Origin of the sequence: Silvania sp., from assembly GCF_051656365.1 — a bacterium.
GTDB classification, from domain to species: Bacteria; Pseudomonadota; Gammaproteobacteria; order Enterobacterales; family Enterobacteriaceae; genus Enterobacter; species Enterobacter hatchlandensis.
Genome location: NZ_JBOGBT010000035.1, coordinates 140896 through 156249, shown reverse-complemented (window position 1 = coordinate 156249; position 15354 = coordinate 140896). Strand labels below are relative to the sequence as shown.

Here is a 15354-nt window from a genome sequence, read left to right as displayed (position 1 = left end):
AGGCAAACTCTCACTTTTTGGGAGTTTGATACCGGAATATCAGATGCCGGTATCCAAACGTGAGGTATCCACACAGGTATCCACCAGAACGGCAAGGGGTGGGTTGGATGCCTTTAGTTGGTCACCGGTCCGGCAGCCGGATAAAGCAGTTGCCAAACGAGAGGTTTCCAAACAAGTTTCCACCGAAACGCCGGTTAACAAAAAGAGGTTAACAGCAAAAATACTGCAACGAGCACAATTAACGAGCTACCTTCTGTATAAAGTTGAGCCATATTCTGCGCCGCATCATGATCTCTACAAATGCAAAAGTGAGGCTCTCTTGGCAAAACTACTAAATCTTCAGGAATGGGCATCCCGTGTTTATGAAACCCCACCGTCATTATCAACCTTGCGCCGCTGGGCTCGGGATGGGTGTATCTACCCGGCGCCGGAAATTCATGGGAGAGAATACAAAGTAAGCCCAGATGCTATTTACGTTTCTCCTTCCAAAAAAAATCAGCGATTGAATACAGCCCGCCGCGGCAATGGAAATGGGCCGGTGCGGTTAATCGATAAGCTGAAGAAGCAAGGATTTTGAGTGTGTATGGCCGCGTGAAGGATTCCCTGCGACCTACCGCGAAGCCGTCAGCATTTATGCAGAACAGCTCCAGCCAGTGAAGTATCTCCTGGCGGGCATTACAATGCTGAGCACCATCAGTAGGGAGAGAATTCATGACGCCACGCGAAATAGAGTTACTGACCATCGCCAAGCTCGAGCATGACGGTCATCAGCTCGAACCGGTAGAACTGCGGGAACTGAAGCGCCAACTTGAAGAGGGGGCGGCATTATCTCGGCGGTACCGCGAAATGATGACCGGCCCAGCATATCGATGGAACAAACCAGCACCGCGGCGCGCGAGGTGATCAGTACTAAACCAGCACCAGTAACCAGCTGTGGTAACCAGAACGCCAGGTTTCCACTGGCGTGGGTTCCAAACCTATCCGGCAAAGCGCCGGTTGCCAAACGTGAGGTTGCCAGGCAGGTTGCCACCGAAAGGTGGTTACCATCAAAAAGACTCTCTGGCTTTCCTACTTGGGCGAGCCATAGATTGCCGCTCGATCCAATGGTCAATCTCTTCGATATTGTAAAAGCATGGGCTGTTATCCCAAGGTTGACCGTCAGATGACACGTGTCTGTACTCGCGACCTTCCAGGAAGGTTTGCGCTCTTGCCTTTTTCAGGGTGCCTTTTTTGATGCCTTTAAGGGCCATCAATTGTGCTTCTGAAACCCACTTTCCTGGGTTAACGATCAAATTAGTGACCGAAGACTCTTGCTCAAATCCCATAGCTTCTTACTCCCCTTTTGTTCAAGAAGAGCTATTACAATACCAGCGCAATGGGGGGAGATATGGGATTGCTCCGGTTGCTGGCGAACGGGGTAATCGAAGCGCCGCAGTAGGAGGGAGTCATAGGTCGCTACTCCAGTATTCAAGCGTAACGCATAGTTGCCGAAGCCCATTCATACCAGCGCCAGCCAGTGAACAATTTCACTTGGCTGGCTACGACGCTGATGACCACCAGCAGGAGGATAAACGATGGCGCCGCGCAAAGTAGAATTACTACCATTGCCAAACTTGCGCGCGACTGCCGCTAACTCACCTTTCATAAGAGCAACGAATCATCCGCACTTTTGATCAGATGATCAAAAAAGTGCCTGATCATGTGATCAAAATGGAAGTGATCAAAATGCATGTGATCACTTCGTCAATTGGCCGCATTTCTTAATACAAAAACCTGACAACCCGCACCAGGTAAGGATTCCAAAGGAATAACCGGCGCAAAGACGAGTCATTAAATTTTCACTGATCAGTCCAGAAAATAAAGTGATCAGAATTTCCTGAACCTTTGAGGGGCGCTTTTGGGAGAAAACATAAATGCGTTTTTGTACGCCTATTCGTTGGATTTCAATTAAATGTTACTTGCGCTACTAAGGCAGCACTCAAAACATTGCCCAATAGCCGTACGCATCGACATAAGGCTGGGATAATCGGTGCTGTTTTGGGATAACTGGGATAACCTTGGGATAAGATTTTCTGCTTAACTTATTGATAGTATTTGTTTATTTTGAAGTTATCCCGTTATCCCATGAAAAACGGTGTTTTTCTGCTTATATAGAGAATTCAAAAATAAAGGTTGGCGATACTGGGAAGCCTTACGTTTTGCATGAGTGTGGAATTTAAGAGCGACTGTGGGGAAGGGAGAGCCGGTTTTAGAGCCGAAAAACCGCCAAGCAGCGATCGAGTGTGTATAGGAAAGTGTATAGAACTAATTTTTAAAACACATGGTTTGGCTCTATGCCTGAGTTTATTGTGGTTTGTTCTAGGCCCTTCGCCGCTCCAGCTTTTCTATCTCACTCACTGACATCCTTGTCACTCTTCATTACATCCTGCATCTTGTAACCAGCAGATATAACTGGACTATACTGGCTATTACCCCCTGCTATCAGGTCATGTTATGCATCTCATTCCCCCCATCCGTCCGGAAGCGTCCGTGCAGCGTTTAACTGCCGTGCTTGAGCCGATTGCTGAAAAAATGAAGGTTGTTCCGCGTAAAAGAATGACGTGGACCCATAAAGGCCGCCCGCAGCTGTACCTGTTTTTGCAGGGGGCGCTGTCGATCCTGCGCGCTTCCGATGGCCTGCTAATTGTCACGGTCTACGACTCGCATCTGTTTGGCATTGCGGAGATGATCCAGCCGACGAAAGGGCATATTCTGCGCGCGGAATCTGAATCGACCATACTGCGTGTCGATGCAGAACAGGCGGTGGAATGCTTTCGCCAGCAAGGATTATGGGAAGACGCTGCAGCCGTGCTCTCTTACCATACTGCTTATCTGTTTTACCGCGATGCTTTAGTGATGCAGCAGCGGACCTATTCGGTGATACGTAGCCACCTGCTGGAGATGATGACTTTGCCGGAAGAGGCCCGGATGCGAATATCCATTCTGGATTATATTCAGGACCGAACCCTCCTTTCACGCAGCAGTATATTAAATGTGCTGTCGGCCCTGAAGCGTGGAGAATATATCACCTTTAAGCGCGGCGGATATCTGCAGGAACTAAAAGCCTTGCCCGAGTCGTTCTGAAGGGAAATTTAAAATTAAACAGAATTTGCATTAACCTCGTCTGCGTTTCGCTATATCGTTTGCCGACTGAAATATATCAATAAATTTGTCTACGGTAAGTGTAAACGGGATTATTATGAAGAAGACGATTGTTGCGCTAATTATTGCGAATGCTTTCACAACCACCGCCGCTTTTGCTGCGGGTGATGCCGGCACCTGGTACAGCGGTGCAAAATTCGGTTGGTCGCACTATTTCGATACCAACACCGGTGCAAAAGCACGCGAAAACAATAGCGGCACAAACCATTTTGATATCGATCGCGATAATGTGGGCGGCGGTATTTATACCGGCTACCAGATTAACCCATGGCTGGCGGTTGAAGGTGGTTACGACTATTTAGGGAATATGCAGATCAACGGTCATCAAGGTGGCTCTGGCGCCAGAATGAAAAGTCAGGGTATTCAGATGTCCCTGAAAGCCAGCTATGCCGTAACGCCAAATTGGGACCTGTATGGTCGCGCCGGGGCGATGGGCTACCGCGCAGAATCTGACGTCAGCGGCCATAACCGCTTTGAAACCGGCGTGCGCCCGCTGGCGGCCGTCGGTACCGAGTATGCCTTTAATAAAAACTGGGCAGGCCGCGTTGAGTATCAGTGGGTGAGCAACGTGGGTAATGCCAACCAGATCGGTGTAAGTAGCGACGTCAGTTCGGTCACGGCCGGGCTGACTTACCGTTTCGGCCAGCATGACGATACCCCCGTTGTCGCGACGCCTGCGGCTGTTGTGGCACCGGCTCCCGCGCCGCAGCACTTTAATCTTAAGTCCGATGTAATGTTCGGCTATGACTCCGCCACCCTCACCAGCGAAGGGCATGCTGCCATTCGTCAGCTGTATAACAGCCCTGGCTTACAGCCTGCTGACGGCAAGTCGGCAGTAGTTGTTGGCTACAGCGATCGCCTCGGCGCGTCTGACTACAATCAGCAACTCTCCTCGCGCCGTGCGCAAGCTGTTGCCGATGAGCTGGTTTCTTTGGGCATTCCGGCACAAAACGTCTCCGCAGAAGGCCGCGGCGAAAGTGAGTCGGTAACGGGGTCACAGTGTAATGGTCAGAGCGGCAATGCGCTGATTGGGTGCTTGTCTCCGGATCGTCGTGTGGTGGTAGAAATTACCGACAAGTAAAAAACCTCGCTATTTAAACAGGCCCGGCATTGCGATGTCGGGCCTTTTTTTAACCGCGAATAATGGGGTTCAACACAAGGTGAATTTGCTGCAACCCAACTTCATTCTGCTCTTTCAGGTACTGCTGATTAATCATGCCTAACGCCTCAAGTTTTGAAAGGGAAGCGTAGACGGGCTGTATATCGCTATCCTGGGCAAAAATATCTTTGGTTTTAACATCCTGTAGATACTGTTTTTTAAGCGCACCAGTAAGAGAATCAATATCCTGTTTATTGCTTTTATACAGTAAGGCGGTATGTGATGCCGGTAATGTATGTGTACCTGGGAGAATAAACGGAATTTGCAGAGCATTAATCTGCACGACTTTATTCGGTGCCGGCGTGCTGCACCCGATTAGCGACGTTAAACTCAGCACTATAATGAGTGGCGAAAGGTGTTTCATGGACAACTTGTATCTCTGTTAAAAGTAACCCCTCATTATCCAACGTGAATAAAGACATCACAGGTAATTGTTGTTTATTTTTAAATTTCATTTCCGATTTCCCAAAGCAAAGGGCTATGCTTACTGCGAACGTAAAAAAACGACAGAGGCAATGTCATGGATAACGATCTCCTGGACGCAGGATACCGGGCCTATACCGGTGAAAAAATTGACGTCTACTTTAATACCGGTATCTGTCAGCATGCGGGTAATTGCGTGCGCGGCAGCGGTAAGCTATTCAATCTGAAACGTAAACCCTGGATCATCCCGGATGAAGTGGATGTTGAAACCGTTGTACGTGTGATTGACACCTGCCCGAGCGGCGCACTCAAATACCGCCACAAATAAGCGAGACACTATGGAAATTCAGGAAGGCCATAATAAGTATTACGTGAACGACGCCGACGGCAATCAGGTTGCGGAGATTGTCTTTGTTCCCACCGGCGAGCACCTCAGCATTATTGAGCATACGGATGTTGATGAGAGCCTGAAAGGGCAGGGGGTAGGTAAGCTGCTGGTGGCGAAGGTGGTGGAAAAGATGCGTGCAGAAAATCGCAAAATCATTCCCCTGTGCCCGTTTGCAAAACACGAATTTGATAAGACCCGCGAATATGATGATATCCGCGCCTGAAACACCCCGCGTGCGGCTGCGGCAATGGCGACCAGAGGATCGGGTACCCTTTGCCGCCCTGAACAGCGATCCGGAGGTGATGGGGTGCTTCCCCGCTCCCCTGAGCCGGGAAGAGAGCGATGCGCTGGCAGAACGTTTTAGCGCACTCATTGATCTTAACGGCTGGGGATTCTGGGCCATGGAGGAGAAGGTCAGCGGAACCTTTCTCGGTACGGTCGGGCTGCATCATCAACCCGATCGTTTTCCCTTTTCGCCCTGTACCGAAATTGGCTGGCGTCTGGCGAAACCATTCTGGCACAAGGGGTTTGCCTGCGAAGCGGCAACGGCCTGCCTGGCCTTTGCCTTTCAGGAACTGCGGCTGAATGAGGTGGTTTCATTTACCTCCATCCACAACGTCTCTTCCGAATCGTTAATGCTGCGCCTGGGGATGACCAAACAGAGCTATTTTCTGCATCCGTCGCTTCCCCCTGAGCACCGCCTTGCGCTTCATGTGCTGTACCATCTCAAGCGATAAACATCACCGACACGCACATTATCCCGACAATCAGCGTCAGCACGTTGCCGATGGATCGATAAGGCTTCAGGGCCGGGATCAGATACGTCGACAGCGTCGGCATGATGAACAGGATCATGGCGATAAGTGGCCCGCTGATGGCGTAAATCATCGAGATGGCGTTGGGATTAATGCAGCACACCGCAAAGGTGATCAGTGAAACTCCGATAATCGACACCGCCCGGTTGAAGGCCCGGCTTTTCTTGACCCCCACCTGATTCAACGAGGATTTCACGATCTCCGTCGCCCCTTCAATCACGCCAAAGTAGGTGCCGAGAAACGACTTCGACATTGCGACAATCGCCACCACAATGCCGGAGATCCCAAGCCAGGCCGGGGAGGAGGGCATCATCGACAGCGCAGAGAGGATCGTCACCCCTTCGTCTTTGGCCGCGATGATATACGACGGCGGGATCGACAGCAGGCAGCTAAAGACAAAGAACAGCACGCTCAGGCAGATGATCAGGTACGCCACCTTCATGATGCGGGTGCATTTACCCATGGCGGCATCGCCGTACTTCTCCCGGCGGTCGACGGCAAAGGTCGAAATAATCGGGGTGTGGCTGAAGGCAAAGACCATCACCGGAATCGAGACCCATACCTGGTGCAGGGTGTGCTGATCGAACGTCATCTGGCTGGTGAGTAGCGAAGGCTGCCAGCTGCCGGTGAGGTACAGCGACACCAGCAGGAAGTACGCAATCAGCGGGAAGACCAAAAAGCCCATCACCCGAATGGTGATATGCCGCCCCATTAAGAAGATCAGATTCAACGTCAGCACCACGCCCAGGCTGACCAGCACCCTCACGGTAGTATCCACCGTCATGTGTTTGGCCAGCTGTTCGGTCAGCGAGTTGGTGATTGCCACGGCATAAATTAACACCACTACAAAAAAGGCGACAAAGTAGAGCGTAGTGATCAGATTCCCGATGGTCTTCCCGTAATAGTGGGTGACCGCCCCGGTGATCCCTTCACTGGCCTTTGTCTTTGCACAGAGGATGAACTGGCATAACGCTTTGTGGGGCCAGTAGGTGAGTGGGTATGCCACGAGGGCAGTGATGAGCAGGACGATAGCGCCTGCGGACCCCAGCTGGATAGGCAGAAACAACGTTCCTGCGCCCACGGCAGTGCCGTAAAGGGCAAAGCTCCAGAGGGTCTCTTCTTTAGACCAGATTTTCGACATGAGAGAAACGTATCAACTATAAAACCAACAAAAAAGGAGGCTATTTTACCATAATGCTGAGCGCATGGCGCAGTTGACGCTGTGAGGGGAGGGCCGGAAAGGATTTCCGGCCGGGAAGATTAGTCAGCGATCGTCCGCTGCTGCTGGCGTCGCGCCATCAGGCGATCGCGCAGGGTGTCGTAGGCCCAGTTATAGAACATGGTGTACGGCAGGAAGAAAATAAAGAAACCGATCTCGAGGGTAAAGGCCTGCAGCAGGCTTACCCCCAGCACCATCGACACGATGCTGACGCCGATAAAAATAAACCCGACTTCAAAGCCGAGGGCGTGCAGGGCGCGGACTTTCGCGGTGCGGGCCACTTTATGTCGTGGCCACACTCTGTCGAAACCGGCGTTGTAGATGATGTTCCAGATCATCGCCGTGGTGGCGAGAATAATCGTTAACGCGCCCATCTCCAGGATCGGGCGCTGCATTAGCCAGGCGGTGGTCGGGGCGAGGATTGCCGTGGCAATCCCCTCAAAACAGACGGCGTGGAAGATGCGTTCCGGCAGTTTTCTGCGCTGAATGTCGTTGTGCTGCATACTCTGATACCTCATTAACTTGCCGGGATGGGCAAAATCTGGTGCTATTTTTATCGATAAAACTGATATATAAAAGTTAGATTCCATCGATAAAGTAGATACCTCATGCGCTACTCACCCGAAGCGTTAACCGCGTTTGTTGAAACGGTGGCGGCAGGCTCTTTCTCCGCTGCCGCTCGCCGCCTGCGTAAAAGCCAGTCCACTATCAGCACTGCCATCGCCCATCTGGAAGACGATCTCGGCTTTGTGCTGTTCGATCGCAGCGCCCGCCAGCCGGTGCTCACTGCCCAGGGCAAGCAGGTGCTGGGCTACGTTCAGTCGATTCTGGCGGCCAGCGCGCGGCTGGATGAGCTGGCGGTGTCGCTCAGCGAAGAGACCGAAGCGCGGCTGACCTTTGTGCTCTCGGATACGCTGCACCCGGATGTACTGGAAGATCTGCTGTTCCGCTTTGATGAGCGCTTTCCCCACACCGAATTCGAATGCCTGGTCGGCGAAGAAGAAGATGTCATCGACCTGCTGCAAAAAGGGCGGGCGCACATCGGCCTGACCGAGGCGCGGGAAAGTTATCCCACCGACATCGCTGCGATCCGCCTGCCGATGCAGACCCATATGGCGATTTATACTTCGGTGGGCCATCCGCTGGCGGCGCAAAGGCAGACAGCAGCCGATGAACTGCACGGCTGGCGCGAGCTGCGGCTGAACACCTATATGGAACGCGAGCCGGTGCTGGCGCAGGGGCCAGTGTGGTCGGCGCCCAACTATCTGATGCTGCTCAGCATGGCGGTGCAGGGCTTCGGCTGGTGCGCGCTGCCCTGCGCGCTGGTGGAGGAGTTTGCCCCGACAAAAACGCTGGTGCAGCTCAACGTGCCGGGCTGGCCGCGATCGGTAGCGATCGATCTGGTGTGGAATAAACGCTCCCCGCCGGGGACGGCCGGAAACTGGCTGCGGCACTATCTGCAGCACAAGGCGGATCCGTTGTGATCAAGACCACCGTCAACACGATCTACACTTAACAACGTGTGTTGATCGACGGAGAAGACCCATGGGCGCTAAAAATACGATTACGCCACAGACGCTGATGCTTTCAGCCCGGGACTGGATGCCGAATAATCCCCATTTGCCGGTATTGATCTATAAAGGGGCGATACCGGATGGCGATATTGCAAGCCGGTTTGAACACCGATTTGCCAATAACGGCTGGCCGCCCCAGTGGCGCAACGGGGTTTTCGACTATCACCATTACCACTCTACTGCTCATGAAGTTTTAGGTATTGCCCAGGGGGCGGCGCGCCTGCTGATGGGTGGGCCAGGAGGAGAAGTGATCGAGGTAGAAGCGGGGGACGCACTTTTATTGCCTGCGGGCACCGGGCACTGTCGTTTATCGGCAACGCGCGATTTTTTGGTGGTGGGGGCTTATCCGCCGGGGACGGATGCCGATCTCTGTAAGCAGGCTGCGACACCGGCAATGCTGGCGCGTATCGTTGCGCTGCCGTTTCCTGAGCAGGATCCGTTAAATGGATACTCGCCCGCTTTAACGCAGCACTGGAAATCTCCGCCCTTCAAAGGCTGAAGGGCGGAGTGTCATTACTTGCCAGTATAAATATCGAAGCTAAAGTACTGCGAGGCGAGCTTTTTGTAGGTTCCGTCTGCGAGGATCGCGGCGAGCGCGCCGTTCAACTCCTGACGCAGCTTGTCATCCTCTTTGCGCAGGCCAATGGCCGCTCCGGCACCAAACAGGGCATCGTCCTGCAGCGCGCCGCCGACAAAGGCAAACGCTTTGCCCTGCGGCTGGCTCAGGAAGCTGTATTCCGCCATCACGCCGGAGAGTACGGCCCCGTCGATACGCCCGGACTCAAGATCCCGAATCACCTGGTCAGCGCCCTGATAAGCCACCACGTTGACACCCTGGCCGCGCCACTGCTGGTTGGCATAGGTTTCCTGGGCGGAACCTTGCTCCACGCCAATCGTCTTGCCCTTCAGCTGATCGACGCTGTTGCCCGGCAGGCTATCTTTACGCGCCACCAGGAAGGCAGGGCCGCTATAAATCTTATCGCTGAAGGCAATCTGCTCTTTGCGCTTCTCGGTGATATACATCCCGGAGAGGATGGCATCAAACTTACGCGCTTTCAGCGACGGAATAATGCCGTCGAAGTTACTTTCAACCCAGACGCATTTCGCCTGCAGCTGCTTACAGATCGCATTGCCCAGATCGATATCAAAACCGACCACCTCGCCCTGCGGATTTTTGGATTCAAAAGGGGCAAAGGTTGGATCCACGCCAAAGCGCAGCTCTTTGATCTCGCCTGCGAAAGCGGATGACGCCGCCATTAATGCCACCAGCGGTAAAAGATATTTTTTCATTATATGTCCCTGTCTTAACGGCAATAGTTTTCAACTAAACGGGCAAAGAATGAGGCCCCGGTGGTGATGATTTCGTCATTAAAGTCGTAGCCAGGGTTATGCACCATGCAGCCGCCTTTTTCGCCTTTCTCCCCGTTGCCGAGTAAGAAATAGCTGCCCGGACGCTGCTGGAGCATAAAGGCGAAATCTTCGCTGCCGTTGGACGGCGAAACGCTGTCGAGGACTGCATCCTGACCGAAGAACTCGATGGCCAGCTGGCGGGCAAACGCCGTCTGCTCTGCATCGTTCACCAGCACCGGATAGGAGTCATAGATTTCGATTTCGCTGGTGGCCCCGTAGCTGCGGGCGGTGAAGTCGGTGATCTCCTGAATACGGCGGATCAGCAACTCGCGGATCTCTGGCTTCATTGAACGCACCGTCAGCTCCATCACTGCGCTGTCAGGGATCACGTTAGAGGCGATACCAGCCTGGAAGGTGCCGACGGTCACCACCGCGGTCTCTCCCGGCGGCACGTTACGCGCCACAATGCTTTGCAGGGACATGATCAATGCCGCGCCGGTGACAATCGGATCGACGGTGCGTTCCGGATGGGCGCCGTGACCGCCGTAACCCTGCAGGGTAATTTTTACGGTATCGGCAGAGGCCATAAAGTTGCCTTCATAGAAGCCAAATTTACCGGTCGGCAGGTAAGGCATATTGTGCAGGGCAAAAATACGGTCACAGGGGAAGCGGTCAAACAGCCCCTCTTTAATCATTAAATCAGCCCCGCCAATTGCTTCTTCGGCAGGCTGGAAAATAAGGTGCACGGTGCCGTTAAACTGACAGCTGTCAGAGGCAATATATTTGGCGGCGGCCAGTAAAATAGAGGTATGACCGTCGTGACCGCAGGCGTGCATTTTACCGGGCACGGTGCTGGCCCAGGGTAAATTGGTGGCTTCGAGGATCGGCAGGGCATCCATATCGGCACGCAGGCCGATGGATTTCTTGCCATCGCCTTTGCTGAGGGAACCGACAACGCCGGTTTTGCCAATATCCCGGGTCACCTGATATCCCCAGCCTTCAAGCTGGCGAGCGACCAGATTACTGGTATTAAACTCTTCGAGGCTTAATTCAGGATTGGCGTGTAAATAACGACGAATAGCGATGATTTCTTCTTCTGATTCTTTTATTTCTGGAATGATACAGTCGGACATTTGTTACTCCAGTGTAAACGCGTGTTTGCATCTCTTAACTTATCGTTAAGGCGTGATAAAGCAAACCCTCTCGCCAATAAAATAAAGCCGTACCTCTCATGCCGCTTCGCCGACGGCGGATCCTTTGTGATAAAACTCACTTATTTTAAACAATTACACAAATTGTTGATAACAATCCTCTACTATGGCCGGTGTCATTTTGCGCAGAGGTAGAGATGAAAGAGGTGGTGATAGTGGGTGCCTTGCGCACCGCCATCGGCTGTTTCCAGGGGGCGCTGGCGCGTCACTCGGCAGTCGATCTCGGCAGCGTGGTGCTCCGGGCGCTGGTGGAGCGCAGCGGGATCGAAGCACACGAGATCGATGAGGTGATTCTGGGCCAGGTGCTGACAGCAGGCGCCGGGCAAAACCCTGCCCGCCAGGCCGCGCTGAAAGGCGGACTGCCTAACACCGTCTCTGCCATTACCATTAACGACGTCTGCGGATCCGGCCTGAAGGCGCTGCACCTGGCAACGCAGGCGATCCAGTGCGGGGAAGCGGATGTGGTCATTGCCGGGGGCCAGGAGAACATGAGCCGCGCCCCGCATGTCCTGACCGACAGCCGCACCGGGGCGCAGCTCGGCAACAGCCAGCTGATCGACAGCCTGGTGCACGACGGTTTATGGGATGCGTTCAACGATTACCATATGGGCGTCACGGCCGAAAACCTGGCGCGGGAATATGGCATCACCCGCGAGCTGCAGGATGCTTATGCCCTGAGCTCGCAGCATAAAGCGCGTGCTGCCATCGATTCGGGTCGCTTTCGCGATGAGATCGTGCCGGTGAGTGCGCAAAAGCCGGGTGGCGAGGCTCAGCTGGTAGATACCGATGAGCAGCCGCGCACGGATGCCAGCGCCGAAGGGCTGGCGCTGCTGAACCCGGCCTTTGAACTGACCGGCTCGGTGACTGCCGGCAACGCCTCTTCTATTAATGACGGGGCAGCCGCGGTGATGATGATGAGTGAAAGCAAAGCCGAAGCGCTGAATTTACCGGTGCTGGCGCGCATCAAAGCTTTCGCCAGCGTCGGGGTGGATCCGGCCTTAATGGGGATCGCCCCGGTGTATGCAACCCGCCGCTGTCTGGAGCGGGCAGGCTGGCAGCTGGCGGATGTCGATCTGATTGAAGTGAATGAAGCCTTTGCCGCACAGGCGCTGTCGGTGGGCAAAATGCTGGAGTGGGATGAACGCCGGGTGAACGTTAACGGCGGAGCCATTGCCCTGGGGCATCCGATCGGCGCATCAGGGTGCAGGATCCTCGTTTCACTGGTGCATGAGATGATAAAACGCGATGCCCGCAAAGGGCTGGCGACGCTGTGTATTGGCGGCGGGCAGGGCGTGGCGCTGGCAATAGAACGATAATTTGCGTTGATATACATCAAAATATAAGCCTCCATTTATGGAGGCTTATTCTTTTGTGACCCCTGTCATATTTTTACCTCTCTCAGTACATTCTTAAGATTTCTATTAATTCTAAACGTAATCACTCTCATTTGAATAATGGATTTGTGTGATCGCGATCGTTTTAATCCCCCTTAAGACCCCTCTTTTGTTGATGACAGTCACGCCCTGCCTTGCCAAAAAAAATGAAACAAATAATTTCGATCAGGATCACTAAAATTACGTTTATTAAAAAATAAAATGCAGTTCCATAAAAACGAAACGTAATTTTAATTGAGGGTTTTTCATGTTTAAGAAATCTCTGGTCCTCGCTTCACTTATTGGCGCATCTTTCGCAGCTCAAGCTGTAACCGTCGATCTGCGTCACGAATACATCGATACTGGCACCAACGCCGACCGCGTGTCGGTATCGCATCGTTTTGATAATGGTTTTGGCTTCTCTGTCGAAGCTAAATGGAAATCGGGTGGCGATAAAACTGACCAGCCGTTCTCAGATATGGTAGGTAACGGCCACGAAGATCAGATCAGCTGGCGCTGGAAAGCAGACAAAAATATCTCTCTGACTCCGGGCTTTACGGTCGAAAGTAAAGAGAGCAATACAATTTATAAACCCTTCCTGCAAGCGCAATACAGCTTCGACAATGGTTTCTACATTTCCGGTCGTTACCGCTATGAATACACCCGTTATCCTTCTACTCCTGACAGAGAAGATGACAAAGTTAACCGCGGCGATGCGTGGGTAGGTTGGGTGATGGGCGACTTCCGTACCGAGCTGAACTATGTTTACGCGAAAAGTTCCGAAGGCAACATCCGTAATAACAACAAAGATTACTCCCAGGAATATAACGTCAAGCTGGCGTACAAACTGGATAAGAACTGGTCCCCGTATACCGAAGTGGGTAACGTGGGTGTGAAAACCACCGACGAGCGTCAAACCCGTTTCCGTGTCGGCGTAGCGTATTCCTTCTAATAAAAAGTCATACCTCTCCGGGATTAACCGGCTCAGATGAGCCGGTTTTTTTTATGCCCGCAATATATGCCCTTCCTGTTACTGTCTTCATTATTTGTCAGGGAGCGCAGGCCAAAAAAAAGCCCTCCATAAAGGAGGGCAAGGCCAGTTACAGAAACACAAACTTTTATTACTCACGCAACAGTTCAGGTTGCTCAGGAAGTTTCGCGATATAGAGCGCAGGCTTGCCGTCTTTATCGGAACTAAACAGAACCGCTTTATCATCCGGGGTAAAGGATGGATGCGGATGGGTCACCTGGCGGCTATTGGCCACCGTTGCCCAGGAGGTATCGTGACGGGCGATGCGGAAGTAAGCTTCCTTCGCCACATCGAAGGCGTACAAATACGGGTCGTTATCGATGGTGTAACCGCTGGTGTCTTTCACATCCACCGGCGTACCGGAACCATCGCCCACCAGCATCGTGCCGTCGAAGTTACTCATCAGGTGAGAACAGGCTGGCATCTGCATAACGGCTTTGTTAACACCGGTGTCCGGATTGAAACTGTAAATAGTGCGGCCTTGCTGACCCTTCAGGTACGAAACGTACATCAGCGATGAGCCGTTCGGCACCCAGAATTCATGGGTGCAGCTTTCGCCTTCCGCGTGCTCTTTCACTTTACGCACGTTGCTACCGTCTTCATTCACCATCCACATGCGCGCGTCGACCAGATCGTGCGGGCCTTCATGGCAGAACGCGACGGTGCTGTCGTCAAACGGACGGTAGATCGGGTGGCCGAGCCAGTTTTTCTCTTCATGGATCACGCTGCTTTCACCGGTCTGCAGATCTACGCGCAGCAGACGACAGTGCGGGCCTTTATGGAAGAAGTCGTGGAAGATTTTCCAGTCGTTCAGCGGCGTCCAGTCGCTTTTCGCAATTTCGATCCCCACCAGCTTGGTGCAGTCGCTGTTTGCCACCCAGGTGCCATAGCCGACCCACTCATCGCTGACGCGATACACTTCGCGCTCAACCAGAGTGGTGAGATTGACTTCCAGCAGGGTGCGATCATTCTTAACGTAGTAGAGCGATTTATCATCCGGGGACAGGAAGCCGCCAAAAGTGTTGTCGCCTGAGCCTTCGGTCAACTGCACCGCTTCAGCTTTATTCACGTCGAGAAGATAGTAGTTCCAGTGACCGTCGAATTCCCCGGCGAAAAGCAGATGGCTGCCATCGTTAAAAAAACACTTCTGATAGAAGTAGTTACGGTGACAGGTTACTTCAGGGGGGGTCAGGCGGGTAATTTCCACGCCTGTATCCGGATCGCGGCTGACGTCATAGTTCAGTTTGACCCGCATACCTTTTGCCATGATGCACTCCTTGAATTCGACGGCAGGGATCGCCCTGCGGTCCGATCGATAAAATATGAGTTTAAAAACTGGGTGTTAAAATATCAAAACATCGTTTCAATGTGTGTGACTGGTGGCGCACTTCTGAAGGAAAAGCCAGTCTTCAGCGGAATGTTTTTTTAGCAGACTTCATAAAAGTGTTCCCCAAGGACATTTTTGATGATTTTTATAAGATGCTGTTTTTAATTGTTATTTTAAGCTACCCATTAAGTATCAATCGTGGAGGCTGTTCGTCAATCCCCTAACAATCGTGATCCGAACTGCATTTTTGACAATAACAAACAGAAAAAGTGAAACAACGTTTT

18 protein-coding genes are annotated in these 15354 nt (G+C 52.6%); 11 read left to right on the top strand and 7 right to left on the bottom strand.

Annotation, left to right across the window (positions count from 1 at the left end):
- Positions 1–43: 43 nt before the first annotated feature.
- Positions 44–577 carry an excisionase gene (locus ACRDD5_RS06900; RefSeq protein ID WP_438676295.1) on the top strand — a complete coding sequence of 178 codons (534 nt, stop codon included), beginning with the start codon at positions 44–46 and terminating at the stop codon, positions 575–577.
- Between the two features lie 134 nt (positions 578–711).
- Positions 712–903 carry a hypothetical protein gene (locus tag ACRDD5_RS06895; protein WP_438676294.1) on the top strand — a complete coding sequence of 64 codons (192 nt, stop codon included), beginning with the start codon at positions 712–714 and terminating at the stop codon, positions 901–903.
- A gap of 143 nt (positions 904–1046) precedes the next feature.
- On the opposite strand, the gene xisR is transcribed toward ACRDD5_RS06895, so the two are convergent.
- On the bottom strand, positions 1047–1325 hold the full coding sequence (gene xisR, locus ACRDD5_RS06890) for an excisionase family protein (RefSeq protein ID WP_438676293.1): 279 nt from the start codon (positions 1323–1325) through the stop codon (positions 1047–1049).
- A 1168-nt stretch (positions 1326–2493) separates the two neighbouring features.
- On the opposite strand from xisR, the gene ACRDD5_RS06885 reads away from it, so the two are divergent.
- Together ACRDD5_RS06885 and ompA are read left to right on the top strand one after the other, a co-directional pair.
- A complete protein-coding gene (locus tag ACRDD5_RS06885; RefSeq protein ID WP_271281622.1) occupies positions 2494–3123 on the top strand; it encodes a winged helix-turn-helix transcriptional regulator in 630 nt (209 codons plus the stop codon).
- 115 nt (positions 3124–3238) lie between these two features.
- Complete coding sequence (gene ompA, locus ACRDD5_RS06880; RefSeq protein ID WP_438676292.1) at positions 3239–4282, top strand: porin OmpA; 1044 nt, start codon at positions 3239–3241, stop codon at positions 4280–4282.
- Between the two features lie 49 nt (positions 4283–4331).
- On the opposite strand, the gene ACRDD5_RS06875 is transcribed toward ompA, so the two are convergent.
- Positions 4332–4643, bottom strand: a complete 312-nt coding sequence (locus ACRDD5_RS06875; protein ID WP_438676291.1) for a hypothetical protein — start codon at positions 4641–4643, stop codon at positions 4332–4334.
- Between the two features lie 237 nt (positions 4644–4880).
- On the opposite strand from ACRDD5_RS06875, the gene yjdI reads away from it, so the two are divergent.
- From yjdI to ACRDD5_RS06860, 3 genes are read left to right on the top strand one after another with little or no spacing between them, the layout of a single operon-like run.
- Positions 4881–5111, top strand: a complete 231-nt coding sequence (yjdI, locus tag ACRDD5_RS06870) for a 4Fe-4S mono-cluster protein YjdI (RefSeq protein ID WP_438676290.1) — start codon at positions 4881–4883, stop codon at positions 5109–5111.
- A 10-nt stretch (positions 5112–5121) separates the two neighbouring features.
- Positions 5122–5394 carry a GNAT family N-acetyltransferase gene (locus ACRDD5_RS06865; protein WP_271281626.1) on the top strand — a complete coding sequence of 91 codons (273 nt, stop codon included), beginning with the start codon at positions 5122–5124 and terminating at the stop codon, positions 5392–5394.
- Positions 5378–5908 (top strand): GNAT family N-acetyltransferase, encoded by a 531-nt coding sequence (locus tag ACRDD5_RS06860; RefSeq protein WP_438676322.1) that lies wholly within the window; start codon positions 5378–5380, stop codon positions 5906–5908. Before ACRDD5_RS06865 ends, ACRDD5_RS06860 begins: the two co-directional genes overlap by 17 nt.
- On the opposite strand, the gene ACRDD5_RS06855 is transcribed toward ACRDD5_RS06860, so the two are convergent.
- Positions 5898–7127, bottom strand: a complete 1230-nt coding sequence (locus ACRDD5_RS06855; RefSeq protein WP_271281627.1) for an amino acid permease — start codon at positions 7125–7127, stop codon at positions 5898–5900. The genes ACRDD5_RS06860 and ACRDD5_RS06855 overlap by 11 nt on opposite strands.
- 119 nt (positions 7128–7246) lie before the next feature.
- Positions 7247–7708, bottom strand: a complete 462-nt coding sequence (locus ACRDD5_RS06850; RefSeq protein ID WP_438676289.1) for a multidrug/biocide efflux PACE transporter — start codon at positions 7706–7708, stop codon at positions 7247–7249.
- Between the two features lie 105 nt (positions 7709–7813).
- On the opposite strand from ACRDD5_RS06850, the gene ACRDD5_RS06845 reads away from it, so the two are divergent.
- Positions 7814–8689 (top strand): LysR family transcriptional regulator, encoded by an 876-nt coding sequence (locus ACRDD5_RS06845; protein ID WP_438676288.1) that lies wholly within the window; start codon positions 7814–7816, stop codon positions 8687–8689.
- A gap of 61 nt (positions 8690–8750) precedes the next feature.
- Positions 8751–9278, top strand: coding sequence for a cupin (locus tag ACRDD5_RS06840; RefSeq protein WP_438676287.1), 528 nt, complete (start codon positions 8751–8753; stop codon positions 9276–9278).
- A 14-nt stretch (positions 9279–9292) separates the two neighbouring features.
- On the opposite strand, the gene ACRDD5_RS06835 is transcribed toward ACRDD5_RS06840, so the two are convergent.
- A complete protein-coding gene (locus tag ACRDD5_RS06835; protein ID WP_438676286.1) occupies positions 9293–10069 on the bottom strand; it encodes an ABC transporter substrate-binding protein in 777 nt (258 codons plus the stop codon).
- Between the two features lie 14 nt (positions 10070–10083).
- On the bottom strand, positions 10084–11262 hold the full coding sequence (locus tag ACRDD5_RS06830; RefSeq protein WP_271281632.1) for a M20 aminoacylase family protein: 1179 nt from the start codon (positions 11260–11262) through the stop codon (positions 10084–10086).
- A gap of 215 nt (positions 11263–11477) precedes the next feature.
- Between ACRDD5_RS06830 and ACRDD5_RS06825 the strand changes: the two genes are divergently transcribed.
- Positions 11478–12656: an acetyl-CoA C-acetyltransferase gene (locus tag ACRDD5_RS06825; protein ID WP_438676285.1), complete on the top strand. Its 1179-nt coding sequence runs from the start codon at positions 11478–11480 to the stop codon at positions 12654–12656.
- Between the two features lie 325 nt (positions 12657–12981).
- Complete coding sequence (locus ACRDD5_RS06820) at positions 12982–13665, top strand: porin (protein ID WP_271281634.1); 684 nt, start codon at positions 12982–12984, stop codon at positions 13663–13665.
- Positions 13666–13834: 169 nt separating this feature from the next.
- Here the strand turns inward: ACRDD5_RS06820 and ACRDD5_RS06815 are convergent, their stop codons facing one another.
- Positions 13835–15010: an oligogalacturonate lyase family protein gene (locus tag ACRDD5_RS06815; RefSeq protein ID WP_271281635.1), complete on the bottom strand. Its 1176-nt coding sequence runs from the start codon at positions 15008–15010 to the stop codon at positions 13835–13837.
- Positions 15011–15354: the final 344 nt, after the last annotated feature.